Genomic DNA, 23,756 nt, shown 5'->3' on the forward strand with positions numbered 1-23,756 from the left:
TATGGTTGCAAAATTACATCCTTCAAAACTCATCATTCTTGATAGGGATGGTGTTATTAATGAAGATAGCGACCACTACATCAAGTCTCCCGACGAATGGATTCCCATTCCTAGGAGTTTGGAAGCAATTGCCAAGCTTAACCAGGCTGGATATCACATCGTTGTCGCCACCAATCAATCAGGTGTTGGTCGTGGCTTATATGACATGGATACATTAAATGCCATTCATGAGAAATTACATCGTCTACTGGGCAAATGCGGCGGTCACATTGATGCGATTTTCTTCTGCCCACACACAGATGTTGATAATTGCAGCTGCAGAAAACCCCAGCCAGGTCTCATGCAACAAATTTCTGAACGTTATGGCATTCCCATTACTGGAGTTCCAATTGTAGGAGATAGCGTTAGAGATTTAACTGCTGGAGTCGCGTTAGGGGCGGAGCCTCATCTGGTATTAACTGGAAAAGGCGAGAAAGCCAGAGCATCTGGCGCCCTACCTCCTTACACAGCTATTCATAAAGATTTAATGGCTTTTGCTAACCACTTCATTCAGCGCACATGATCTTTATTAAATCATTCTTATTTTTTGTTTTTTTATTAGCTTTCACACCGGTTTACGCCATTATTTGCTTTATTGCATTCCCATTTATGAGCGCAGGCAAGCGTTATGAATTGGTGCGTGGCTGGAACATGACGGTCACAGGATTGGCAAAGTATCTATGTGGCATTCATTATGAAATTATTGGCATGGAAAATGTGGTTGCCATGATGGATAAGCCTGTCATCCTCATGTCTAAGCATCAATCTGCATGGGAAACAATTGCATTTCTTGCCATCATGCCTAAACAATTGTGCTTCGTATTTAAACGCGAATTGCTATGGATACCGTTCTTTGGCTGGGCACTTGGCATGCTTAGAATGATTCATATCAACCGCTCTAAAACTGCCGCCGCCTCTCAATCAATTGCTTCACAAGGCAAGAAGTATCTGTCCAAAGGACTTTGGATCATTATTTTTCCAGAGGGGACTAGAACTCCAGTGGGCGCAAATACAACTTACCTAAAAGGCGGTGCGCGCTTAGCTAATGCAACAAATGCTTGGGTGATCCCTATTGCTCATAATGCTGGCCACTGCTGGCCGAAAAACGGCTTTTTAAAGTACCCAGGGAAAATTACCGTTTCTATTGGCCCAGCAATTGACTCCAGCGATAAATCAGCTGGAGAACTACATACAGCCATGGAAAATTGGATTGAAAAAGAAATGCGCGTTATTGATGCGCCAGCTTACAAGCCCAACTAATGTAATCAGCGACAGAAATATCTTGGGCACGTTGGCTCAAGATTTCATCTGACAAATTTAATTTATCTTTAACGCTAGCTAAGTTATTTCTTAGAACCTTCCTTCTTTGCGCGAAAGCCATAGAAACCAAAGCCTCAAGCGCTTGATATTCTTTATCTGAGAGAATCAAATCTGTTCTAGGAGTCATTCTAACGATGGCAGAATCAACCTTAGGAGGCGGGTCGAACGCCTCAGGGGGAACGTCTAAAACATTTTCAAGTATGTAACGTGACTGAAGCATCACTGATAAACGGCTGTATTCAGAAGAACCATGGGTCGCCACCATGCGTTCAATAACTTCAGCCTGCAACATAAAAACCTGCTCATCTACATCTGAAGCCGCATCCATCAAATGGAATAGCAATGGAGATGAAATGTTGTACGGCAAATTACCGACGATTAATATGCGCCCACCAACACTGGATTTCTTAGCTTCTTCTTTAGCTGCTTTTACCCATTCGGCAAAATCAAACTTAAGCGCATCAGCCTCAAAAACCGTGAGCTTCGAGATATTTTCAGCATTCCAACGCTTCACCAAATCTCTATCTAGCTCAACAACCGCCATTTTGTTCAAGTGAGCCAATAATGGCTTGGTCATTGCCCCCAAACCTGGACCAATTTCAATAACGGCATCTTGTGGTTGAGGGTCAATTACTCGAATAATTGAATGAATGATGCCTGTATCAACCAGGAAATGTTGCCCAAAACGTTTACGTGCTTGATGTGCCACTAGAATTCCTCGCTAATTGCTTAGCCAAATTTAATGCCGCAAGCATACTTGATATATCAGCTTGACCTAACCCCGCCATATTTAAAGCAGTGCCGTGATCAACCGATGTCCGAATAATAGGTAGTCCCAAAGTGACATTAACACCTGAGCCAAAGGTCGCAAATTTAAATGGTGCCAACCCTTGATCATGGTACATAGCCAAGATAGCATCTGCTGCCATTAAATTTTTAGGGCTAAAAATAGTATCTCCAGCAAATGGTCCTTCCACCTGTAATCCTAAGGACTTCATCTTTTGTATAACTGGCTCAATCACTTCAACTTCTTCAGAGCCCATATGCCCAGACTCCCCCGCATGAGGATTAAGACCTGTCACATAGATAAGCGGCTTTTGGATGCCGAATTTATTTTTTAAATCAGCATGCAAAATATGAATGGTTTGCTCTAATAAATCTGCGGTAAGGGCCTTGGGCACCTCATGCAAAGGTAAATGCGTTGTCGCCAATGCCACGCGCAGTTGCTCAGGCAATAGGCTTGACTCAAATACAGGCTTGCCACATAACATCATTACGACTAATGGCACGCCACATTTCTCAGCCAAATACTCAGTGTGGCCAGTAAAACGAATGCCAGACTGATTAACAATACCTTTATGGATAGGGGCTGTCACCATGGCATCGTACGCACCTGATTGACACCCTTTAACTGCGCCATCTAAAAGACTCAGAACATATGGCGCATTAAGAACATTCAGCTCCCCAGGAGAAACCTTATCGCACGTAGCGTGTTGCTCAACAATTAAACGAGGCTCATCAGAGCACCCTAACACTTGTCGATCCCCCAACAAGTGAACCGTTACATCCGGATTATCTTTTAGAAATGCTCTTGTGGCTTTAACACTAATTTCAGGCCCAATACCAGCAGGCTCACCTGTTGTTAGCGCAAGATGAATCATCTTTAATCAATCTGACGAATTTCTACAGTTGCCGCATCGCGAATCTGACGAATCCAGTCTTCATATGCCTGGTCTAATTTCTTTTCACGCAATGCTGCACGAGCATATTCCCGCTGTTTATCTGCAGACAATTGTGTTTGACGACGCTCAAGCACCTGAATTAAGTGCCAACCAAATTCCGTTCTAACTGGGTCACTTACTTCACCAATATTTAACTTATTCATAGCTTGCTCAAATGTTGGCACCAACTCTCCTGGCGACATCCAACCAAGCTTACCCCCATTAGGAGCTGAACCGTCTTCTGAATATTTTTGAGCCAATTGACCAAAATCAGCTGCTTTAACTTTTACCTGATCTCTGAAAATACTTAAGCGACGCTCTGCCTCAGCATCTGTCATGCCTGCTCTATGGCGTAACAAAATATGGCGGGCCATCGTTTGAGTAATAACAATATTTTCTTGAACAGGGCCACCTTTTCGACCCATCACTTTAACAATATGAAAGCCAGCACCACTTTGCAATACGCGCGGGATCAATTGATTGGCGCCCACCCCTTGAGAAGCTTCCACCAACAATTGTGGCAATCTATCAAATGTTCTAGAACCTAAATCTTCAGAACGCACGCCAGATCCTGCAGCGGCAACCTTTTTGGAAAATGCCAAGAAATCTTTTTCATTACCTGCTTGCTTGAAAATTTCTTCTGCCTTAGCCTTAGCTGTAGCCACTTCAGACTCACTCGCCCCTAGATTAAGCGATATAACAATTTGCGCCAAAGCAACTTCTTCATTACCTAACGCAGATGCTCGGCTACGATTTTTTTCGGCGATATACCCATCAATTTCAGCATCACTAACTTGAACTCTGGCATCAACATCACGTTCGCGCAATCTAGAAATTTGAACTTCTTTACGCAAATCTTCCCTGTACTTTTTAAAAGTTAAACCCTCTTTTTCAATCTTAGCTTTTAAATTTTCTACCGTTGTTTTGTTTTGAGCCGCGATATTTTCAATAATCTTATCTAACTCTTTATCAGCAATCTTGATACCCGTATCTCTTGCCAAACCCTCCTGAATTCTTTCGGAAATCAAGCGTTCAAGAACTTGTTTCTTCAATTCATTAGCAGGTGGCAACGGTCTATTGCTAGCCTTAAACTGTTTCTCAATTTGAGCAATTCTTGTATTTAACTCAACTTTTGTAATCAACCCGGTATCAACGATTGCCACAACCTCATCAATAGATTGAGGTTTATTTTGTGCCACCGTCACTTTGGCAAATGCCATTAAAACCAAAGAACAGTAAATAAGATGACTTAATTTCATTCGTATCTTTCAAATGGAGAGATTGGTGCTGGGTTATGGCTGATAGGCTCATAGCCTGGAATATTAAATTGAATCAAGTTAATTGGGTTACTTCCAAGCCCAGAAAAACCCTTGAAATCGATTTGCATATAAATTTCTGAAGTGGCTAACACACTGGTATTTTGATAGCGGCGCTGAACAACTCTAACCACCCAACAGTCAGCATCATATTCCAAACCGGCAACCCTATTTAACACCTTACTAGAGACCACATCATAGTTGTATCTGGCTAGGCCATACCATTTTCTTGTAATTGGCCACTGCCCAGAAACTTCATATTGATCAAGTGCCACTGAGTTATCAGGATTGAGTGTTCGACGATAACTAACATTCAATAATTTTCTTACTTCTGGTCTATAACTAGCGGTAATAGTCTGCTGAACTAACTTAGAACGCTCTTGACTATATTGCGCCACACCATCTATGTTGAAATTACCTGCAAGTCTAGTTGCAAGACCCGCCAAAATATCCGTTTTCTTTTGAGTAACCGTTTGCTCAGAAGTAAGGCCTACTCTTTGACCTGTCAAGTCGATCCTTTGCGCCAATACGCCACGCACTCTTTCAATACCAGTTTCCCCATCCAAAATTCTAGATGTCACACCCACTGTTACTTTATTGTTATCTGAAACTCGGTCATTACCAGCAAATGTATTTTCACTAAAAATTTGAGACACCCCAAATCCAGCGTCAGCCGTATCAAATAATGGCAAGTCAGACTGATACCTATAAGGCGTATAGACATAGAACAATCTTGGCTCTAACGTCATCAACATATCTCTACCAAAAATAGGCTTTAACTCAAAAGCATCTCTTTCAAAAGTCACTCCAGAATCAACACTCATAGTGGGTAGAGCAATATTACGATTGACATCTTTCTCACCGGGGAAAGGGGTGACTGAATATTGTGTCGTTCTCAAGCTAATCTTTGGCGTGATGTAATAACCAGGAGTCATAAACGGCCTAGCTAAAGATGTATTAATGTAAGCCCGGTCACCCTCTCGATACAACCGAGATACTGTTCCATAAGTTGCAGCATTAGGTTCACTGATATATCGGCCAGGATATGTAAACCTAGTGACATCAGACTCGAAATTAAAATTAAATCCACTTATATTGTTCTTAACGTATTTGGCGTTTACCTGTGGTTCACGCTCATAAGGTAAGGACGTTTGTGCTGTTAAAGCTGGGTCTGGCTGCAAGGTTTGGAATTTTTGAACTCGCGTCAAAATACTCCAACCGTTATTAGCTATACGCGCACCTATTTCTTGATTAAATTGGCGATTAACCACCCCGTTTAAACTTTTCCCAAGATCATCGACATACAAATCATCCGACACCTTGGAGAAATCTGTATAACCAACAACACCTGTTGCCAAATTTTGCGCATGCTTAATGCTAAATGCCCAACGATCTTTACCGTAAACTTTGTCATTCGATAGATACTCAGCTTTTAAAGTGCCAATGTAATTTCTATCTAGATACCTGAACTCACCACCGAGTTGCTCACCACGACCTTCAAGGTAACGAGGAAATAAAGTTAAATCACGATTAGGTGCAACGTTGACGTAATACGGCAACGTAATATCCCATCCACTCCAATTGCCCCGAGACACATGCCCATAGGTTGGCGACAAAAATCCTGATTGTCGATTAGATGTAGCTGGCAAGGAAAAAACTGGCGTATAAAGAATTGGGACATCAAAAAAATGTAGGACGCCATTTGTACCAGTAGAAGAGTTAGCTTCAGGATCTATTTCCATTCGGCTAGCACTTAAATACCAGTCAACATTATCAGGACCGCATGTTGTGTAAGTTAGCTTCTCAAACTCATACTGATCGCCTTCAAGCAATTCAACGCGGCTAGCCTTGCCGCCACCGCCAATATCCCTTAGTTCGTAAACCGTCTCATCAATCCAACCTTCTTGGGCATCTACTCTTAACTTAGCCTTCGTTCCCTTAAATGATGTTGAATCTTTTATTAAAGTGGCATTACCCACCACATCAGCAATGTCAGTATCGGGGTCATAGGTGATCACATCACCCTTAATAATCGTGCGATTTCGCCTAATAACTGCGTCACCCTCTAAGAGCATTTGCCGATCAACCACCCCATCAACTTTTTTGGAAGACGTAAATGTTGGTGCTTCCTCATCGGTCACTAATGGCCTGACCAATAACTGATCTTCAAGTTTTAGTCGCAATGACTCCGACTGATTTTGAGCATCCTCAGCAGCCGCCAAGCCTACACAGGCAAAATAGGCAAAAACACCCACCATTAACTGCGTTATGGCGGGCCCTTTTTTAGGAAATTGTGCTTGTGCACATGTAAAAATTTTAGGCATATGACTTAAGTGCTTTTATTATACGAATCCATGACAACAGATACGCGCTTATCTCAATTAAATATCTGGCTTGGTAATTTAGCCGGTAAATGGTCCTTAAATATGGCATCCCTAGCACCAGCCTCTAGTGATGCCAGTTTTAGGCGTTATTTCAGGGTTTTGGGCCATAAAAATGACAGCTTTATCGTTATGGATGCCCCGCCTAGCCATGAAGATACGCGGCCTTTTATCCATATCGCCAAATTAATGGCCCAAGGCGGCCTTAATGTACCCTTGATTCTTGAAGAGAATGTCGCTGAAGGATTTTTGCTTCTATCAGACCTAGGAAGCCAAACCTACCTGGCTTGCTTGAATGAAAAAACGGCGCCCAATCTTTATAAAGATGCCATGAGTGCGCTAGTTAAGATGCAACTACTGGGTAAAGATGAGGCAATCCCCCCATACGATCGAGCCCTCTTAACAAGAGAATTAATGCTCTTCCCAGAATGGTATCTATCAAAACATCTTGGAATGACCCTGACAGATAGCCAAACGGAAGACCTAAATAAGATTTTTGAGCTAATTTTGCAAAATAACCTGGCCCAACCTCAGGTCTTAGTGCATCGCGACTACCACAGCCGCAATTTGATGCTAACAAACGAGAATAACCCTGGCATTCTGGACTTCCAAGATGCCGTTTATGGCCCCATTACCTATGATTTGGCATCACTTCTTCGTGATGCCTATATTGAATGGGAAGAAACGGAACAGCTTGATTGGGCAATCCGTTATTGGGAAATGGCTAGAAAAGCTCAATTACCAGTTTCAAATGAATTTGGTGAGTTTTATAAAGACTTCGAGTGGATGGGCCTTCAAAGACATCTCAAAGTATTGGGAATTTTTGCAAGACTCTATCATCGCGATGGCAAAGATGCTTACCTTAAAGATCTACCTTTAGTCTTGAAATACACCAGAAAAGTAGCTGAACGCTATATAGGGCTTAAGCCACTTGTGCGCTTATTAGATGCTGCCGAAGGCATTAACCGCCCCGATGGATTAACCTTCTGATGTCTCCCATCACCATTCCATGCATGGTTTTAGCGGCAGGTAGAGGGGAGCGGATGCGCCCTCTCACAGATCACACCCCCAAACCACTATTGGAAGTGCAAGGTAAGGCCCTATTAGATTGGCATCTTGGCAATCTGCAAGAGTATGGGGGCTCAAACATCGTGATCAACCATGCTTGGCTTGGTGAAAAAATAGTTGCCCATATTGCAAATGCAAATTTCCCCAAACTGCATATTTCATTCTCAAAAGAAGCCGCGGCACTAGAAACTGCTGGCGGCATTCGCCAGGCTCTCGACTTATTAAATCCACAAGATTATTTTTTTGTAATTAATGGCGATATTTTTTGCCCAGAATTTCCGTTTGGAAAAATATCAGAGATTGTTGAAGCTCTAAGATCCACAAAAAAAACAGTGCTTGCTTATCTTTTTTTAGTCAAAAACCCAGGGCACAACACCAAAGGTGACTTCACCTTAGAGGGTGAATTTGTTCAGGACAAAAAAGAGTTATGTGAAAACTACACATTCTCGGGTGCCGGCATTTATCACAAAGACCTTTTTAAAGGCATTGCACAGGGAGATGTTGCCAAATTAGCCCCATTGCTTAGAAACGCTATGTCAAACAATGAAGTCATGGGAGAATTACTAAAAGCTGATTGGGTAGACGTTGGCACTCCAGAAAGATTGGCCGAACTAAATAAAATGTCATCATGATGAATCAACCATTTCCACAAGATATTTATGCCAAAAGACGCCAGCGTCTTGCGATAAGTATGCGAGAAAAAAGTGGTGGCGGCATCCTTATTTTAGAAACGGCAGCAGAGGTTTATAGAAATCGTGACAGCGATTTTCCGTATCGCCATGATTCAGATTTTTATTACCTAACAGGATTCAACGAACCGGGCGCAACCTTGGTCATGACGGTTTCCCCCAAAGAGGTTCACACCCATCTTTTTTGTAGACCTAAAGATTTAGAACGAGAAATTTGGGATGGCTGGAGACTGGGTCCAGAAGCAGCACCTCAATATCTAGGCCTCGACTCAGCGGAATCGATTGAAAAAATAGATGCGCTTATTCCTGCCTATATAGAAAATCAACGCGCCATTTACACGCGCATGATTCAGGGGAGCTTCGATAGCGCTCAACTAAATCAATGGCTTAAAAAAGTTAAAGCAGGCGCAAGAAACGGTTCGGCCACGCCAGAGGTTCTATTCGACGCTGAAGCGCTGATTCATGAAATGCGTTTATTTAAAGATGCTCATGAAATTGACATCATGAGACGCGCTGGAAAAATTGCAGCGGCAGGACATATACGCGCCATGCAACATGCTAAACCGGGTTTACATGAATACCACTTGGAAGCCGAGCTATTACACACATTTAGATATAACGGCGCCCAATCAGTTGCCTACAACACGATTGTTGCTGGTGGCGCAAATGCTTGTGTACTTCATCATCGCGCAGGTCATGCGCAACTCAAAGATGGTGATCTATGCCTCATTGATGCTGGGTGTGAATTAGATGGCTATGCTTCAGATATCACGCGTACCTTTCCGGTCAATGGCAAATTTACCGGCCCACAAAAAGCCATTTACGAACTTGTCTTAGCGTCACAATACGCTGCCATAGAGAAAACTAAAGCAGGGTTAGATTTTCAAGCGCCACATGAAGCCGCGTTACGCGTACTAACACAAGGCCTCATGGATTTAGGGCTGATCAACAAAAAAGAGACCGCCGATTTAGACAATGCGCTTGAACTAAAAGCCTATCAACGTTTTTATATGCACCGAACCAGTCATTGGTTAGGCATGGATGTTCATGATGTTGGCGAATACAGAGACCCGCAAAGCTCTACCAACCCAAGATCTTGGAGATTACTTGAGCCAGGCATGGTGTTAACGATTGAGCCGGGCTTATATATTCGGAAAGCTGATGATATTCATGCTGATTATTGGGATATTGGCATTCGTATTGAAGATGATGCTTTGGTAACAAATGATGCCTGTGATTTGTTGAGCAGAGAAGTGCCAGTCTCCATCGAAGAGATTGAATACTTAATGAAACAATCTTCATGAAAACCATTGCCATTATCGGAGCTGGTCCAGTAGGTCTTGCCTGTGCATGTTGGCTTCTACAAAAAACCCCTGAGGCTTCCATCAAGCTATATGATAAATTTTCTGAAAATGATGAAAGTATTGGCAATGGTGATAGTCGGGGTTTAGCGATTTCTCAAGGAAGTCATCTACTACTTAAGAGTATTGGCGCCTGGCCCAACAACTCACCCGCCATCCATAAAATTCATGTTTCTCATCGCGGCCATTTTGGCCGTGCGGTTGTGCGCCGTGAAGAATTACAGCAAGAAGCTCTTGGCCACATCGTTCGCTACGCAGATATTCATTTAGCGCTTCGCCAAGCGCTCAAAAAAATTGCCGCTCATAACCCTCATTTTGAATGGCATTTCAACGTCAAAATGGATGAGCTCTCTAAAGAAAATTTAGCCGACGTCACCATTCATGCTGAAGGTGGCTTATTTAAACAGCAAGACTGGCAAGAAATTTATCGAGACTACCAACAAAGTGCGATTGTTGGTTGGGCTAAGTTAGATCAAAACAATGCCCACCTTGCTTGGGAAAGATTTACTGAAGAAGGTCCACTTGCCCTCCTTCCAAGCCACAAAGGGCCCGAGTACTCCAATTTAATCTGGTGCGGTCATCCTGACTCCAGTAACCGCCGCCTAAGTCTATCGCCTAAAGAATTTATTAAAGAGCTTCAAGATGCTTTTGGTACAAGAGCAGGGCACTTTTTAGAAGTGGGCGAATTAAGAAGTTATGACCTTGGTCTTAATGCTAGAAAAAATATTATTGGTACCAAAGAAGTTTGGATTGGTAATGCGGCTCAAACCATGCACCCAGTTGCGGGCCAAGGCTTAAATTTAGGTCTTAGAGATGCGCACACGCTTGCTGAAGAACTTTCGAATACAACAGATATTCAAAATGCTCTTATTAACTACCAACAACGTCGTCAGGCAGACCGCAAAGCAACAATTGGTACTACTGACTTTTTGGCTCGTATCTTTACATCAAAACTCAAGCCTGTTATCTGGGCTAGGGGCATTGCCTTATCTAGCTTACAACTGGCAAGTCCTATCAAACAAGCACTGACTCGCCAAATGATGTTTGGTCAACGTTAAGTCCTTATTTTTTGCTTAAATTTTAAGCAAAAGTAAGCTTCTCGTGATAGAGTGGCGGCCTGATGAAATTAGGTCAACACATCCTTCCCAACAACTTATTCGTTGCTCCAATGGCAGGGGTTACTGACCGTCCTTTTCGCCAGCTTTGTAAGAAATTAGGGGCAGGCTACGCAGTCTCAGAAATGATTGCCTCCAATGCGATGCTTTGGAATAGCTCCAAAACACTACGTCGCGCTAACCACGAAGGTGAAGTAGAGCCTATTTCTGTACAAATTGCTGGAGCAGACCCCCAGATGATGGCAGAGGCTGCGCTTTTGAATATCGATCGTGGCGCTCAAATTATTGATATCAATATGGGCTGCCCCGCCAAAAAAGTCTGCAATGTTGCTTCAGGATCAGCCCTATTAAAGAATGAAGTACTGGTTGGGCAAATTCTAGAAGCGATTGTCACGGCAGTTAAAAAAGATCACCCCTTGGTGCCCGTGACACTCAAAATAAGAACGGGCTGGGATCGAGAAAATAAAAACGCTTTAACGATTGCTCAAATTGCCGAAAATAGCGGCATTGAAATGCTCACGATTCACGGTCGCACGAAGGCGGATTTATATCGCGGAGAAGCCGAGTATGAAACTATTGCGGCCGTTAAAAACGTAATTCATATCCCGGTTGTTGCCAATGGCGACATTAACTCACCGGAAAAGGCTGCTCTGGTTTTAAAGGAAACTGGTGCCGATGCTCTGATGATTGGTCGCGCTGCGCAAGGCAAGCCATGGATCTTTAGAGAAATTTCTCATTATCTAAAGACCGGAGAGAAGCTTCCCACGCCCAAAGTATCTGAAATACAAAAAATTATGAATGATCACCTACTAGACCACTATAATTTTTATGGTGAATATGTAGGCGTTAGAACAGCACGCAAGCATATAGCTTGGTACTGCAAAGGCCTAAAAAATTCCCATACCTTTAGGCATCACATGAACACCATTGATGATTGCACGCTTCAGCTTGCAGCCATTAATCATTTTTTTGATTCTTTAAAAGAAGACTCAGAAGACCTTATTTATTTAGAAGCCGCTTAATTTTTTATGCAATCCCCAGAACAACACCCTGTTAGCCAAACCATTGAAAAACATCTCAAACGTTATCTTGACGATCTTGGTGAAAATGCGCCAAGCAATGTTTATCAGATGGTTTTAACCGTCATTGAAAAGCCTGTTTTAGAAATCATCATGAAACACGCTAATCAGAACCAATCTTTAGCAGCCACATATCTAGGCATTAATAGAAATACTTTACGTAAAAAACTTCTTGAACACGGTCTTTTATAAAAATTTTCTATTTTTATTTTCTTATTTTTCAATCTTTAACAACTAAAACACTATGATCCGTACAGCTCTTTTATCAGTATCAGACAAAGCAGGTATTGTGCCTTTTGCAAAATCACTCCATGACTGTGGCGTGAAACTTCTTTCCACAGGTGGCACAGCCAAATTACTAGCTGACAACGGCTTACCAGTTGTTGAAGTATCTGAAATTACCGGCTTCCCTGAAATGCTAGACGGCCGCGTCAAGACCTTACATCCTATGGTTCACGGTGGTTTGTTAGCACGTCGCGATTACCCAGAACATATGGCTGCCCTAGAGAAACATGGCATTGGCGCGATTGATATGTTGGTTATTAACTTATACCCATTTGAGTCAACAGTAGCTAAAAAAGAATGTTCTTTCGAAGATGCTATTGAAAACATCGATATCGGTGGGCCAGCCATGTTAAGAGCTGCCGCAAAAAACCATAAAGATGTGACTGTTTTAATTTCGCCTTCAGATTACGAAAGTGTATTAAAAGAGATGTTGGCAAATAAAAATGTTGTGTCTTTTGAAACTAATTTCAAATTAGCGAAAAAAGTGTATGCGCATACTGCCCAGTACGATGGTGCAATCGCTAATTACTTATCAAGCTTAGGTGATGATCTAGAACATACAACTCGTAGCGAGTACCCTCAAACCCTTCACTTAGCGTTTAATAAAGTACAAGAAATGCGCTATGGAGAAAACCCACATCAAGGTGCTGCGTTCTACAAAGACATTCACCCAGTTGCTGGTGCATTGGCTAATTACCGTCAATTGCAAGGCAAAGAGTTGTCTTATAACAATATCGCAGATGCTGATGCGGCGTGGGAATGCGTTAAGAGCTTTGGCAATACGGTTACTAGCGGTCAGCCAGCTTGCGTCATCATCAAACATGCCAACCCGTGTGGCGTTGCTATTGCTGAAACTCCATTAGAAGCTTATCAAAAAGCATTTAAAACAGATTCAACATCAGCTTTTGGCGGCATCATTGCATTCAATAGACCTTGCGATGGACAAACTGCTGAAGCGGTTTCTAAACAATTCGTGGAAGTATTAATTGCGCCGGCATTCACACCAGAAGCTTTGGCAATATTCGCAAGCAAGCAAAATGTGCGTTTACTCGAAATTGAATTAGCTGAAACCATTAACCCGCAAGATATCAAGCGCGTAGGCGGTGGATTGCTTGTTCAAACACCTGACGTGAAAAATGTTTCGATGAATGAATTACGCGTCGTAACAAAACGTCAACCAACAGCAAAAGAAATGGAAGATTTAATGTTTGCTTGGCGCGTTGCTAAGTTTGTTAAATCTAATGCAATTGTCTTCTGTGGCGGCGGTATGACTTTAGGCGTAGGCGCTGGTCAAATGAGCCGTATCGACTCCGCAAGAATCGCCAGCATCAAGGCTCAAAATGCCGGCTTAACACTTCAAAACTCAGCGGTTGCCAGTGACGCCTTTTTCCCATTTAGAGATGGTCTAGATGTGGTGGTAGATGCGGGCGCTACCTGCGTTATTCAACCAGGCGGGAGCATGAGAGACGACGAAGTGGTTGCAGCAGCCGATGAGCGTGGTGTAGCTATGGTTTACACAGGCACACGTCACTTCCGTCATTAATATGCGCATACTAGGCATTGACCCTGCTCTTCGCGTTAGCGGTTTTGGAGTTATTGAAGTTCAAGGTCAACGCCTACAGTACATCGCTTCTGGCACGATTGAGACAGGCGGCTCGGAAATTTCAGTCCCTTTGCGCCTAGCAACGCTATATGCCGGCATTCGAGAGGTTGTTGAAACTTATCAACCTAATGCCGCAGCAATGGAACAAGTGTTTTTGAATGTGAATCCCAAATCTACTTTATTGCTTGGCCAAGCTAGAGGTGCAGCAATCGCATCTTTAGTCAGCGATGGATTACCGATGGTTGAATTTAGCGCTTTAGAAGTTAAGAAAGCCATCGTTGGCTCAGGAAGAGCTAGCAAACAACAAGTTCAAGAAATGGTAAAGCGTCTTCTAAAACTCAATAAAATTACTGGAACAGATGCATCTGATGCACTTGCTGTCGCCATTTGCGCTGCACATCATAGGGAACTCTCTGAACGCTTACAACAGTTTCGCTAATGGGCTTAATATAGACACATGATTGGAAGAATTTCCGGCACCTTAGTTGCCAACACCCCACCTCGATTAGTCATTGACTGCCATGGCGTTGGCTATGAAGTGGATGTACCCATGAGCACGCTATATCAAATGCCAGCACTTGGCCAATCGGTCACACTACTCACACATTTTGTTGTGCGTGAAGATGCTCAACAATTATTTGGGTTTGCAACGGATCAAGAGCGGGAAGCTTTCAGGGCACTGATCAAAATTAGTGGCATTGGTGCCAGAACCGCACTATCTTTACTGTCCGGCATGAGCGTTCAAGACTTAGCTCAAGCAGTCACCTTACAAGAATCAGGTCGTCTGACAAAAGTTCCAGGAATCGGCAAAAAAACAGCTGAGCGCCTTTTACTAGAACTAAAAGGGAAAATTGGGGCAGACCTTGCATTAACGCCAAACAATGCAACACCAGATAAGCAACTAGAAGTATTACAAGCACTATTGGCCTTGGGCTACTCAGACAAAGAAGCTCAGCTAGCCCTTAAACAAGTGCCAAATGACACTTCTGTTTCCGATGGCATCCGCATCGCTTTAAAAGCGCTATCAAAAGCTTAGTTACCTGATATTCGTTGATATTCATAATAAACTCTGTTCATGGCCATTAAAACTGACAACATCTCTCCCTTAGACCCAACAAATGATCTCCCTGAAGAGCGATTGGTAGGCGGAGATGCCAACACTAATGACAATGCGCTAGAGCGTGCGCTACGCCCCAAGCAGTTAGATGAATATGTTGGGCAGAAAAAAGCGCGCGGCCAACTAGAAATCTTTATATCCGCAGCCAAACAACGACAAGAAGCGCTGGACCATGTTTTACTTTTTGGCCCTCCAGGACTGGGTAAAACAACCCTTGCGCATATTATTGCCAAAGAAATGGGTGTTAACTTGCGCCAAACCAGCGGCCCCGTTTTAGATCGACCTGGTGATTTGGCTGCGCTTCTAACCAATTTGGAAGCTAATGATGTTCTTTTCATTGATGAAATACATAGGCTCTCTCCAGTCGTTGAAGAAATCCTATATCCAGCGCTAGAAGACTACGCCATTGACATCATGATTGGCGACGGCCCTGCCGCCAGAAGCGTTAAATTGGACTTAAAACCATTTACTCTAGTAGGCGCGACCACACGAGCAGGCATGCTCACCAACCCCTTAAGAGACCGTTTTGGCATTGTTGCTAGATTAGAGTTTTACTCTATTGAAGAGCTTTGTCTAATCGTCAAACGATCCGCTAATTTACTAGGCGCCTCATTAGACGATGATGGCGCCCAAGAAATCGCCAAACGATCTCGCGGTACACCGCGTATTGCTAATCGCCTATTAAGGCGTGTCAGAGACTATGCGGAAGTTAAAGGCAATGGTCAGATTAACCAAAGCATCGCCGATGCTGCGCTATCAATGTTAGATGTTGATGCCATGGGATTTGATGTCATGGATCGAAAATTACTAGAAGCCATCATTCACAAATTCAATGGCGGACCAGTAGGTGTTGATAACCTTGCCTCTGCTATTAGCGAAGAACGTGAAACGATTGAAGATGTGATTGAGCCTTATTTAATTCAACAAGGATTCTTGCAAAGAACTCCTCGCGGTAGAGTTGCCACTGAAATGGCTTACACCCACTTAGGGCTGCCATCCAACTCATCTAAAGACTGAGGACTGTTGGGGTCGCTCAAAAACGACACATTACCCCACTCAATTAACCCGAAGCGATTCTCGGAAAAATGAAGCGTATTTAAGCTTGCATTCAAGATTTCAAAATCACGCTGTAACTCTAGAGTCTTTCCGGTAGCAGCACGGTTTAAACAATCAAGCACGCCACCATGAGCCACAATCACGATATCTTGACCATCGTATTGGGAAGCCCAATGCGTAGCAGAATGAATAACCCTATCGTAAAACTGTCGTAAGCTCTCACCTGATTCCGGTTCAAAATCTACTTCACGATTTTTCCAAGCCAAATGGTTACGAGGATGCTTTTGAGCAATCTCCTCATGACTCAAACCTTGCATCAAACCATAGTGACGCTCGCGCAAGCCAGCGTCATACTGCAAATTTAATCCATGATGCTTTGCCACAGCTTTCGCTGTATCAACAGCCCGACTTAAATCACTAGAAATAACAGCTGCAATGGATTTATCCGCAAGATATTCACCAAGACGATCCGCCTGCCAATAACCGCGCTCATTTAATCCGATATCCAAATGTCCTTGCAACCGCTTCTCACGATTCCAAGTGGTCTCTCCATGACGGATTAAGTAAATTTTTGCCATAAAAAATCAGCTGTCAGTATTAGGCAAGCGTTACTTTGGCAAAGCGGCGTTTACCTACTTGCACCACATAAGTACCTGCATTCAGCTTCAATGCTTTATCGCTAACAGTAGCCCCATCAATTTTGACGCCACCTTGTTCAATATTGCGCATAGCTTCAGAAGTACTTGGCACTAAATTAGCCTGTTTTAAAAACTGGCCAATACCTATTGGCGCCCCATCCATTGAAACCTCAGGAATATCGTCAGGCACCCCGCCTTTAGCGCGGTGATTAAAGTCTTCCAAAGCCTTTTCAGCGGCAGCCTGATGATGGAAACGAGCCACAATCTCTTGCCCAAGAGCCACCTTAAAATCACGTGGATTACGGCCAGCAGCAACTTCATCTTTCATCTTGGCAATTTCAGCAAGCGGTTTAAATGATAAAAGCGTGAAATAACTCCACATCAATTCATCAGAAATACTCATTAACTTGCCAAACATATCGCTCGGAGCTTCGCTAATACCGATGTAGTTATTTTTAGACTTACTCATCTTGTCGACACCATCCGTGCCAACCAACAAAGGCATTGTCAAAATACACTGAGCTTCTTGACCATACTCTTTTTGTAACTCACGCCCAACCAGCAAATTAAATTTTTGATCTGTACCACCCAACTCAAGATCACTCTTAAGAGCCACCGAGTCATAACCTTGCATCAGCGGATACAAGAACTCATGCACAGAAATAGGAATGCCGCCTTTATAGCGTTTTGTAAAGTCATCACGCTCCAACATTTGCGCCACAGTATATTTGGCAGCCAATTGAATCATGCCCCTAGCGCCTAGCGGATCACACCACTCACTGTTGTAACGAACCTCTGTTTTAGCAGGATCTAAAACTAAACTTGCTTGCTGATAATAAGTTTGAGCATTTACCGCAATTTCCTCTTTAGTTAGAGGAGGTCTTGTTGCATTGCGACCAGATGGGTCACCAATCATGCTAGTAAAGTCACCGATCAAGAAAATGACCGTATGGCCAAGATCTTGCAATTGACGCATCTTATTTAAAACCACTGTGTGACCCAAATGGATATCTGGCGCAGTTGGATCAAGGCCTAATTTGATACGTAAAGGCGTTTTTGTGGCCTCACTACGGGCTAACTTCTCCACCCACTCGGCTTCAACCAATAGCTCTTCACAACCACGCTTAGTCACCGCCAAAGCTTCTTTAACTTGGTCTGTAATTGGATATTTAGGTTGTTCTGTTTTAATCTGATTAATGGCTGACATGATCTATCGGTTACAGTTATTTCTTAGAATGTTATTGTCGCACTACTTACGAAACGACCCCTATGAAGAATTACTACATTGGCATTATGTCTGGAACCAGTTTAGATGGCGTAGACGCCGTCTTATGCCAGATTTCCCCAGAAGGTAAAACACAGGTTTTGCTGCATGAGGAAGTGCCTATGGATGAAAAATTACGGAAATCGTACTTTCAGCTACAAACACCTTCAGACAATGAAATTCATCATGAGGCTCTTGCCGCCAACGCTTTAGCGCATCACTACAACCTAGCCACGCAAAACATTCTTAAACAGGCGAAATTACAACATTCCGATATTGTAGCGATTGGCGCCCATGGCCAAACAATCCGCCATCAACCTGGTCTTCATGACGGTATTGGCTACACCAAACAATCCCTCAATGCCGCATTGCTTGCCGAAGTTTGTGGCATTGATGTTATTGCTGATTTTCGTAGCAGAGACATTGCCGCAGGTGGTCAAGGCGCCCCTTTAGTGCCAGCTTTTCACGCTGCACAATTTGGTAACGATGCTCCAACCGTCATCTTAAATATCGGCGGAATTGCCAATATCAGCATTCTCCCGAATGATTCCAAACAATCAATCATTGGGTTTGATACAGGGCCGGGGAATGCATTAATGGATCACTGGACGCTCACCCATCTAAACCAATCATTTGATAAGAATGGTATTTGGGCTAACAGTGGGACCATTATTCCTGCACTTTTAGAGAGCTTTTTATCAGATGATTACTTCTCTAAAAAAGCTCCTAAAAGCACAGGCCGCGACTTATTTAACCCAAGTTGGTTAGGACATCATTTGCAAAAAAATGCTATGGAGAACGCTCGCCCTGAAGATATCCAAGCAACGCTATTAGCCCTAACTGCTAAATCCATAGCAAGCCATATCCAAGAATATGCCCCTACCACTCAAAGAGTTTTAATCTGTGGGGGTGGCGTCAAAAATATCGCCCTACTCAACCTGCTAAAAGAATATTGCTCTTTTATACCCACACAAAACATAACGAGCACGGAAAGTTGCGGCATTGATCCCCAAACGGTGGAGGCAGCTGCCTTTGCTTGGTTAGCGTGGGCGCATAAAACAAAACAGCCGGCAAATTTACCGGCTGTCACTGGGGCCAAAGGCCTCAGAATTTTAGGAGCTATCTACCCTGCGTAATTAAGCAGAGAAAGATGAACCGCAACCACAAGTAGTTGTGGCATTAGGATTTTTAATTACAAACTGAGAACCATTGATATCTTCTTTGTAATCAATCTCTGCGCCTACCAAATATTGGAAGCTCATTGAATCAATTAATAAAGTAACGTTATCTTTAGTAATCAATGTGTCATCTTCATTAACGGCTTCATCAAAAGTAAAGCCATATTGAAAACCAGAGCATCCGCCACCCTGCACAAATACGCGCAATTTAAGATCAGGATTACCTTCTTCAGCAATCAAATCAGCTACTTTAGCAACAGCGCTATCAGTAAAGATTAGTGGCATTGGTGGCTCTAAATTTTCGATATTTTGTGTTGTTTGTGTCGCACTCATTTGGGACTCCTTTTCATACATAACTACTATTGTAGGCTTCTATTCCAACATTTGCTGTAGGGTTTTATGGCAACAAAGCGATGTGTGTCAGACCAGTATTTTCTGGCAAACCAAACATTAAATTCAAACACTGAACACCTTGCCCAGAGGCACCTTTAACCAAGTTATCTTCAACCACCAAGATAACCAGGGTATCACCGCCCTGAGGCCTATAAACTGCAATTCTCAGCGCATTACTACCCCTTACAGAGCGAGTCTCTGGTGTGCTTCCCGCAGGCATCACATCAACAAACGGCTCACCCTCATAAAACTTCTCATAAAGCGCTTGGTAATCAATATCTTGGCCTTCTGGAAGTATGCGTGCATACAAGGTTGAATGAATACCGCGAATCATCGGCGTTAAATGAGGTACAAAGGTCAAACCAATATCGGCGCCGCCAGCAATCGCTGACAAACCTTGGCGAATCTCAGGGTGATGTCTATGCCCCTTAACGCCATAAGCCTTAAAGTTATCACTTGCTTCAGCCATCAATGTGCCAACCTCAGCCTTACGCCCAGCACCAGACACGCCTGATTTTGAATCAGAAATCAAATAGCTCAAATCAACTAATTTCTTGCCGCCCGTTGATTTAGGGGATAACAAAGGAGCAAAACCCAATTGCACAGAAGTTGGATAGCAACCAGCCAAACCAACAACACGTGCCTTTTTAATAGCCTCGCGATTAATTTCCGCAAGCCCATAAACCGCCTCTGACAAAACGTCTGGGCAAGCATGGGGCATACCGTACCATTTCTCGAATTCGGCGAGATCCTTCAAGCGAAAATCTGCAGCCAAATCCAAAATTTTCACGCCTGCCGCTAACAGTTCTTTAGCTTGAGCCATAGCAACGCCATGAGGAGTCGCAAAAAAGACTGCGTCACATTCAGTTAACTTAGCTTCTTCAGGCGTTGTAAAACAAAGGTCTACACGCCCACGCAAGGATGGGAACATCTCGGCAACTGGCATGCCAGCTTCTTTGCGAGAAGTAATCGCAGTAAGTTGCACCTCAGGATGCTGAGATAACAAACGTAAAAGCTCTACACCTGTATAGCCTGTCCCGCCAACAATACCTACTTTAATCATTTGATGTCCTCCAATACCGCTATTGTAAAAAAGAAAAAGCCGCGCAGGGCGCGGCTTTTCTGTAGAACAGCAAAAAAATTAACGTTTGCTGAACTGTTTGCGACGACGCGCGCCATGCAAACCAACTTTTTTACGCTCAACTTCACGAGCATCACGTGTAACAAAACCTGCTTTAGATAAAGCTGGCTTCAACGCTGCATCGTAATCAATCAAAGCACGTGTCACACCGTGACGAACCGCACCAGCTTGACCAGTCTCACCGCCACCAGAAACGTTCACTTTAATGTCAAACGTTGCGCCATGGTTAGTCAACTCTAATGGTTGACGAACAATCATGCGTGATGTTTCGCGAGCAAAGTATTCAGCAATCGGCTTGCCGTTTACAAGAATTTCACCTTTACCAGCCTTGATGAATACACGAGCTACTGAGCTTTTACGACGGCCAGTACCATAGTTCCAGTTTCCAATCATATCGGCTCCTTAGATCTCAAGAACGCTTGGCTGTTGAGCCGCGTGTGGGTGGTTAGCTTCTGCATAAACTTTCAATTTCTTGATCATTGCATAGCCAAGGGGACCTTTAGGCAACATACCTTTAACGGCCTTCTCGAGAGCACGTCCAGGGAACTTAGCTTGCATCTTGTCGAAGTTTGTTTCGTAGATGCCGCCAGGATATCCGCTGTGCGTATAGTATTTTTTATTCAAGCCCTTAGTGCCAGTCACGCGCAACTTAGATGCATTGATGATGACGATGAAATCGCCTGTGTCAACGTGTGGGGTGAATTCTGGCTTGTGCTTGCCGCGTAGACGGTGTGCCACTTCACTGGCGACACGACCGAGGACTTTGTCCGTAGCGTCAATCACGAACCACTCACGCTTCACCTCATGCGGTTTTGCTGAGAAAGTTTTCATGATTACCTTAAATTGTTAAGCCCTATAAAAACAGTCTTTTTGTTTTCCCTTTGGCTCCGCTTATATTTGCAGGCTCGCAGTTCAAACCAAAAACTGGTACAACTTCTTTCCCATGGGCAACGTGGGAAAGCCTTAAATTGTAGCAAAGAATGGGCTAAACAGCCATTTTTAAACAGTAAAATCTGCCAAAATAGCGGTTTTAAACCAATAAAAATTAGCCAAATGTCTTTATTCGAATAGATCTAGCAGTAACTTATACGAATAAAATAATGTTAACGTATTGTTTTTATTGGATATTTTTAATAAATAGAGAATAATAACTAGCGAAACGCAGAAAAGCTCAGTTTATTTAAAGGAAATCATGCAAGCAACGATTAAATGGCTCGGCAAAGACGGAATGGCCTTTAGCGCTGAAACTGGCAGCGGACATCTCGTCAATATGGATGGCGCCCCTGAAGCAGGCGGCAAAAACTTGGCACCCCGTCCAATGGAAATGATGTTGGTTGGCGCTGGTGGATGCACTTGTTTCGATGTTGTCATGATCCTCAAAAAAGCAAGACAAGACATTCGCAACTGTGAAGTTACTTTAGAAGCCGAGCGTGCTAATGAAGACCCAAAAGTGTTCACTAAAATTAATATGAAATTTACTGTAACAGGTAAAGGCTTAGATCGATCAAGAGTAGAAAAAGCTGTAGAACTGTCACACGACAAGTATTGCTCGGCCACGATCATGTTGGGCAAGACAGCTGAAATTACTCACTCTATTGAAATTATTGAAGCTTAAGAAGTGCAGAGTCGGCTATTAAGCCGGATTCTGTCGCCCACACTTGCGCATGGGGGCAACCATTCATCTAGGCTCACCGTTACCAGTGAGCTCAAGCTCCCTACCCGCAAGCTCAGCGGACCGCCTCAACGCTTGCCTATTTGGGATTGCTCCGAGTGGAGGTTACCGCGTTTCACCGTAACTAAATACGCTCGTCTCTGTGGCCCTATTCCTCACGTCACCGTGGATGGCTGTTAGCCAACACCCTGCCCTATGGAGTCCGGACTTTCCTCTCCCTTGTTGCCAAGGCAGCGATTGCCTTACCGACTCTGCCCCGATAGTCTAACCGACTATCGACCAAGTTAACATTTCTCCAGCACGCAAAGGCACTACCGTACCCGATCCCATAGGGAATTCATCAGGGACTAGATGAGATTCTTTTTTCAGAATTAATTTGCTTGTATTTCGAGGCAAGCCATAAAAATCAGCGCCAAACTCACTAGCAAAACCCTGCAGGCGCTCTAATGCGTTGGCATTTTCAAATGCCTCGGCATATAAAGGCATTGCATGCCATGCGGTATAACAACCGGCACATCCACAAGCATTTTCTTTAGTACCTTTAATATGCGGCGCGCTATCTGTTCCAAGGAAAAATCTTGAATTACCAGATGTGGCAGCCTCAACTAAAGCCTGGCGATGTTCTTCTCTTTTCAAAACTGGCAAACAATAGTAATGAGGGCGAATGCCTCCCGTAAAAATCGCATTACGATTAAACAAAAGATGTTGGGGTGTAATCGTTGCACCCATTACGCCATAACGAGCAGTATCAGCCTCTTTGACATACTGAGCCGCCTGTTTAGTTGTAATGTGTTCGAAAACAATTTTTAGGCCAGGATGTCGAATACGGAGTGGCTCTAAAACTTGATCAATAAAAACTGCTTCACGATCAAAAATGTCAATTTCTATGCCGGTTACTTCACCATGAACTAACAATGGTATGCCGCAAGCCTCCATTGCTTCTAAGGCAGCTGAGCATTTTTTTAAATCTGTTACACCTGCATCACTATTCGTAGTGGCTCCAGCTGGATACAACTTAAATGCAACAACACCATGCTCCTTCGCCTTTTTAACTTCTGAGGCCGAAGTGTTATCCGTTAAATACAAAACCATCAAGGGCTCGAACTGACTACCCTTCGGTAATGCCGCTTTAATTCTGGCTTTATAAGCATTAGCTAAATCAACCGTTGTTACCGGCGGCCTTAAATTAGGCATGATGATGGCTCTAGAGAATTGACTAGCAGTGTGCCCTAAAAGATCTGGCAAAAATTCTCCATCACGAATATGAAGATGCCAATCATCTGGCTTTGTTATCTCGATTGTTTTTATTTCACTCATGAA

The 23,756-nt window shown here is 43.4% G+C and carries 25 protein-coding genes and 1 other RNA gene; 14 read left to right on the plus strand and 12 right to left on the minus strand.

Annotated features, from left to right (window positions below; all coding sequences use genetic code 11):
* The first annotated feature begins 1 nt into the window (after position 1).
* Together gmhB and ICV01_RS08125 are read left to right on the plus strand one after the other, a co-directional pair.
* On the plus strand, positions 2-562 hold the full coding sequence (gene gmhB, locus ICV01_RS08120) for a D-glycero-beta-D-manno-heptose 1,7-bisphosphate 7-phosphatase (protein WP_215287322.1): 561 nt from the start codon (positions 2-4) through the stop codon (positions 560-562).
* Positions 559-1,299 carry a 1-acyl-sn-glycerol-3-phosphate acyltransferase gene (locus tag ICV01_RS08125; RefSeq protein WP_215287330.1) on the plus strand — a complete coding sequence of 247 codons (741 nt, stop codon included), beginning with the start codon at positions 559-561 and terminating at the stop codon, positions 1,297-1,299. The genes gmhB and ICV01_RS08125 overlap by 4 nt, the downstream gene beginning before the upstream one ends.
* Here the strand turns inward: ICV01_RS08125 and rsmA are convergent.
* Genes rsmA through ICV01_RS08145 form a run of 4 tightly spaced genes read right to left on the minus strand, consistent with a single transcriptional unit; the run spans position 1,268 to position 6,720 of the window.
* Complete coding sequence (gene rsmA / locus ICV01_RS08130) at positions 1,268-2,068, minus strand: 16S rRNA (adenine(1518)-N(6)/adenine(1519)-N(6))-dimethyltransferase RsmA (RefSeq protein ID WP_251369343.1); 801 nt, start codon at positions 2,066-2,068, stop codon at positions 1,268-1,270. The genes ICV01_RS08125 and rsmA overlap by 32 nt on opposite strands.
* Positions 2,049-3,020 carry a 4-hydroxythreonine-4-phosphate dehydrogenase PdxA gene (gene pdxA, locus ICV01_RS08135; RefSeq protein WP_215287332.1) on the minus strand — a complete coding sequence of 324 codons (972 nt, stop codon included), beginning with the start codon at positions 3,018-3,020 and terminating at the stop codon, positions 2,049-2,051. Before pdxA ends, rsmA begins: the two co-directional genes overlap by 20 nt.
* A gap of 2 nt (positions 3,021-3,022) precedes the next feature.
* Positions 3,023-4,339, minus strand: a complete 1,317-nt coding sequence (locus ICV01_RS08140) for a peptidylprolyl isomerase (protein ID WP_215287334.1) — start codon at positions 4,337-4,339, stop codon at positions 3,023-3,025.
* Entirely contained in the window at positions 4,336-6,720 is a 2,385-nt protein-coding gene (locus ICV01_RS08145) for an LPS-assembly protein LptD (RefSeq protein ID WP_215287336.1), read from the minus strand. The genes ICV01_RS08140 and ICV01_RS08145 overlap by 4 nt, the downstream gene beginning before the upstream one ends.
* Before the next feature lie 30 nt (positions 6,721-6,750).
* On the opposite strand from ICV01_RS08145, the gene ICV01_RS08150 reads away from it, so the two are divergent.
* From ICV01_RS08150 to ruvB, 10 genes are all read left to right on the plus strand, one after another.
* The gene (locus ICV01_RS08150; protein ID WP_215287338.1) at positions 6,751-7,767 is read left to right on the plus strand and encodes an aminoglycoside phosphotransferase family protein; all 1,017 of its coding nucleotides are present in this window, start codon (positions 6,751-6,753) and stop codon (positions 7,765-7,767) included.
* The gene (gene murU, locus ICV01_RS08155; protein ID WP_215287340.1) at positions 7,767-8,477 is read left to right on the plus strand and encodes an N-acetylmuramate alpha-1-phosphate uridylyltransferase MurU; all 711 of its coding nucleotides are present in this window, start codon (positions 7,767-7,769) and stop codon (positions 8,475-8,477) included. Before ICV01_RS08150 ends, murU begins: the two co-directional genes overlap by 1 nt.
* Positions 8,474-9,838 carry an aminopeptidase P N-terminal domain-containing protein gene (locus ICV01_RS08160; protein WP_371817462.1) on the plus strand — a complete coding sequence of 455 codons (1,365 nt, stop codon included), beginning with the start codon at positions 8,474-8,476 and terminating at the stop codon, positions 9,836-9,838. Before murU ends, ICV01_RS08160 begins: the two co-directional genes overlap by 4 nt.
* The gene (locus ICV01_RS08165) at positions 9,835-10,953 is read left to right on the plus strand and encodes an FAD-dependent monooxygenase (protein WP_215287342.1); all 1,119 of its coding nucleotides are present in this window, start codon (positions 9,835-9,837) and stop codon (positions 10,951-10,953) included. Before ICV01_RS08160 ends, ICV01_RS08165 begins: the two co-directional genes overlap by 4 nt.
* 62 nt (positions 10,954-11,015) lie before the next feature.
* On the plus strand, positions 11,016-12,032 hold the full coding sequence (gene dusB, locus ICV01_RS08170; protein ID WP_371817463.1) for a tRNA dihydrouridine synthase DusB: 1,017 nt from the start codon (positions 11,016-11,018) through the stop codon (positions 12,030-12,032).
* Positions 12,033-12,038: 6 nt separating this feature from the next.
* Positions 12,039-12,281: a helix-turn-helix domain-containing protein gene (locus tag ICV01_RS08175; protein ID WP_215287344.1), complete on the plus strand. Its 243-nt coding sequence runs from the start codon at positions 12,039-12,041 to the stop codon at positions 12,279-12,281.
* A gap of 52 nt (positions 12,282-12,333) precedes the next feature.
* Positions 12,334-13,917, plus strand: coding sequence for a bifunctional phosphoribosylaminoimidazolecarboxamide formyltransferase/IMP cyclohydrolase (purH, locus tag ICV01_RS08180; RefSeq protein ID WP_215287346.1), 1,584 nt, complete (start codon positions 12,334-12,336; stop codon positions 13,915-13,917).
* A gap of 1 nt (position 13,918) precedes the next feature.
* A complete protein-coding gene (gene ruvC, locus ICV01_RS08185; protein ID WP_215287348.1) occupies positions 13,919-14,416 on the plus strand; it encodes a crossover junction endodeoxyribonuclease RuvC in 498 nt (165 codons plus the stop codon).
* An 18-nt stretch (positions 14,417-14,434) separates the two neighbouring features.
* The gene (gene ruvA, locus ICV01_RS08190; RefSeq protein ID WP_215287350.1) at positions 14,435-15,013 is read left to right on the plus strand and encodes a Holliday junction branch migration protein RuvA; all 579 of its coding nucleotides are present in this window, start codon (positions 14,435-14,437) and stop codon (positions 15,011-15,013) included.
* Positions 15,014-15,052: 39 nt separating this feature from the next.
* Positions 15,053-16,111: a Holliday junction branch migration DNA helicase RuvB gene (gene ruvB, locus ICV01_RS08195; protein ID WP_215287352.1), complete on the plus strand. Its 1,059-nt coding sequence runs from the start codon at positions 15,053-15,055 to the stop codon at positions 16,109-16,111.
* Here the strand turns inward: ruvB and ICV01_RS08200 are convergent.
* Together ICV01_RS08200 and tyrS are read right to left on the minus strand one after the other, a co-directional pair.
* Complete coding sequence (locus ICV01_RS08200; protein ID WP_215287354.1) at positions 16,069-16,728, minus strand: histidine phosphatase family protein; 660 nt, start codon at positions 16,726-16,728, stop codon at positions 16,069-16,071. The genes ruvB and ICV01_RS08200 overlap by 43 nt on opposite strands.
* 19 nt (positions 16,729-16,747) lie before the next feature.
* Positions 16,748-17,995: a tyrosine--tRNA ligase gene (gene tyrS / locus ICV01_RS08205; protein WP_215287356.1), complete on the minus strand. Its 1,248-nt coding sequence runs from the start codon at positions 17,993-17,995 to the stop codon at positions 16,748-16,750.
* Between the two features lie 62 nt (positions 17,996-18,057).
* Here tyrS and ICV01_RS08210 point away from each other — a divergent pair, with 62 nt between their 5' ends.
* Positions 18,058-19,188, plus strand: coding sequence for an anhydro-N-acetylmuramic acid kinase (locus ICV01_RS08210; protein WP_215287358.1), 1,131 nt, complete (start codon positions 18,058-18,060; stop codon positions 19,186-19,188).
* On the opposite strand, the gene erpA is transcribed toward ICV01_RS08210, so the two are convergent.
* From erpA to rplM, 4 genes are all read right to left on the minus strand, one after another.
* A complete protein-coding gene (gene erpA / locus ICV01_RS08215) occupies positions 19,189-19,563 on the minus strand; it encodes an iron-sulfur cluster insertion protein ErpA (protein ID WP_215287360.1) in 375 nt (124 codons plus the stop codon).
* Between the two features lie 64 nt (positions 19,564-19,627).
* The gene (argC, locus tag ICV01_RS08220; RefSeq protein WP_215287362.1) at positions 19,628-20,686 is read right to left on the minus strand and encodes an N-acetyl-gamma-glutamyl-phosphate reductase; all 1,059 of its coding nucleotides are present in this window, start codon (positions 20,684-20,686) and stop codon (positions 19,628-19,630) included.
* 78 nt (positions 20,687-20,764) lie between these two features.
* Complete coding sequence (gene rpsI / locus ICV01_RS08225) at positions 20,765-21,157, minus strand: 30S ribosomal protein S9 (protein ID WP_215287364.1); 393 nt, start codon at positions 21,155-21,157, stop codon at positions 20,765-20,767.
* 9 nt (positions 21,158-21,166) lie between these two features.
* Positions 21,167-21,595, minus strand: coding sequence for a 50S ribosomal protein L13 (rplM, locus tag ICV01_RS08230; protein WP_215287366.1), 429 nt, complete (start codon positions 21,593-21,595; stop codon positions 21,167-21,169).
* A gap of 361 nt (positions 21,596-21,956) precedes the next feature.
* Here rplM and ICV01_RS08235 point away from each other — a divergent pair, with 361 nt between their 5' ends.
* Entirely contained in the window at positions 21,957-22,379 is a 423-nt protein-coding gene (locus ICV01_RS08235; protein ID WP_215287367.1) for an OsmC family protein, read from the plus strand.
* A gap of 3 nt (positions 22,380-22,382) precedes the next feature.
* Here ICV01_RS08235 and rnpB read toward each other — a convergent pair.
* Positions 22,383-22,689, minus strand: an RNA gene (gene rnpB / locus ICV01_RS08240) — RNase P RNA component class A.
* Positions 22,690-22,700: 11 nt separating this feature from the next.
* Positions 22,701-23,753 carry a dihydroorotase gene (gene pyrC, locus ICV01_RS08245; RefSeq protein ID WP_215287369.1) on the minus strand — a complete coding sequence of 351 codons (1,053 nt, stop codon included), beginning with the start codon at positions 23,751-23,753 and terminating at the stop codon, positions 22,701-22,703.
* Between the last annotated feature and the right edge of the window lie 3 nt (positions 23,754-23,756).

Source organism: Polynucleobacter sp. MWH-Spelu-300-X4 (genome assembly GCF_018687515.1).
GTDB lineage: Bacteria > Pseudomonadota > Gammaproteobacteria > Burkholderiales > Burkholderiaceae > Polynucleobacter.

Excerpts from the sequence above, each read along its gene's own strand:
- gmhB (WP_215287322.1), top strand. The coding sequence starts at position 2 with ATGGTTGCAAAATTACATCCTTCAAAACTCATCATTCTTGATAGGGAT.
- ICV01_RS08125 (WP_215287330.1), top strand. The coding sequence starts at position 559 with ATGATCTTTATTAAATCATTCTTATTTTTTGTTTTTTTATTAGCTTTC.
- pdxA (WP_215287332.1), bottom strand. The coding sequence starts at position 3,020 with ATGATTCATCTTGCGCTAACAACAGGTGAGCCTGCTGGTATTGGGCCT.
- ICV01_RS08140 (WP_215287334.1), bottom strand. The coding sequence starts at position 4,339 with ATGAAATTAAGTCATCTTATTTACTGTTCTTTGGTTTTAATGGCATTT.
- ICV01_RS08145 (WP_215287336.1), bottom strand. The coding sequence starts at position 6,720 with ATGCCTAAAATTTTTACATGTGCACAAGCACAATTTCCTAAAAAAGGG.
- ICV01_RS08150 (WP_215287338.1), top strand. The coding sequence starts at position 6,751 with ATGACAACAGATACGCGCTTATCTCAATTAAATATCTGGCTTGGTAAT.
- murU (WP_215287340.1), top strand. The coding sequence starts at position 7,767 with ATGTCTCCCATCACCATTCCATGCATGGTTTTAGCGGCAGGTAGAGGG.
- ICV01_RS08160 (WP_371817462.1), top strand. The coding sequence starts at position 8,474 with ATGATGAATCAACCATTTCCACAAGATATTTATGCCAAAAGACGCCAG.
- ICV01_RS08165 (WP_215287342.1), top strand. The coding sequence starts at position 9,835 with ATGAAAACCATTGCCATTATCGGAGCTGGTCCAGTAGGTCTTGCCTGT.
- dusB (WP_371817463.1), top strand. The coding sequence starts at position 11,016 with ATGAAATTAGGTCAACACATCCTTCCCAACAACTTATTCGTTGCTCCA.
- ICV01_RS08175 (WP_215287344.1), top strand. The coding sequence starts at position 12,039 with ATGCAATCCCCAGAACAACACCCTGTTAGCCAAACCATTGAAAAACAT.
- purH (WP_215287346.1), top strand. The coding sequence starts at position 12,334 with ATGATCCGTACAGCTCTTTTATCAGTATCAGACAAAGCAGGTATTGTG.
- ruvC (WP_215287348.1), top strand. The coding sequence starts at position 13,919 with ATGCGCATACTAGGCATTGACCCTGCTCTTCGCGTTAGCGGTTTTGGA.
- ruvA (WP_215287350.1), top strand. The coding sequence starts at position 14,435 with ATGATTGGAAGAATTTCCGGCACCTTAGTTGCCAACACCCCACCTCGA.
- ruvB (WP_215287352.1), top strand. The coding sequence starts at position 15,053 with ATGGCCATTAAAACTGACAACATCTCTCCCTTAGACCCAACAAATGAT.
- ICV01_RS08200 (WP_215287354.1), bottom strand. The coding sequence starts at position 16,728 with ATGGCAAAAATTTACTTAATCCGTCATGGAGAGACCACTTGGAATCGT.
- tyrS (WP_215287356.1), bottom strand. The coding sequence starts at position 17,995 with ATGTCAGCCATTAATCAGATTAAAACAGAACAACCTAAATATCCAATT.
- ICV01_RS08210 (WP_215287358.1), top strand. The coding sequence starts at position 18,058 with ATGAAGAATTACTACATTGGCATTATGTCTGGAACCAGTTTAGATGGC.
- erpA (WP_215287360.1), bottom strand. The coding sequence starts at position 19,563 with ATGAGTGCGACACAAACAACACAAAATATCGAAAATTTAGAGCCACCA.
- argC (WP_215287362.1), bottom strand. The coding sequence starts at position 20,686 with ATGATTAAAGTAGGTATTGTTGGCGGGACAGGCTATACAGGTGTAGAG.
- rpsI (WP_215287364.1), bottom strand. The coding sequence starts at position 21,157 with ATGATTGGAAACTGGAACTATGGTACTGGCCGTCGTAAAAGCTCAGTA.
- rplM (WP_215287366.1), bottom strand. The coding sequence starts at position 21,595 with ATGAAAACTTTCTCAGCAAAACCGCATGAGGTGAAGCGTGAGTGGTTC.
- ICV01_RS08235 (WP_215287367.1), top strand. The coding sequence starts at position 21,957 with ATGCAAGCAACGATTAAATGGCTCGGCAAAGACGGAATGGCCTTTAGC.
- pyrC (WP_215287369.1), bottom strand. The coding sequence starts at position 23,753 with ATGAGTGAAATAAAAACAATCGAGATAACAAAGCCAGATGATTGGCAT.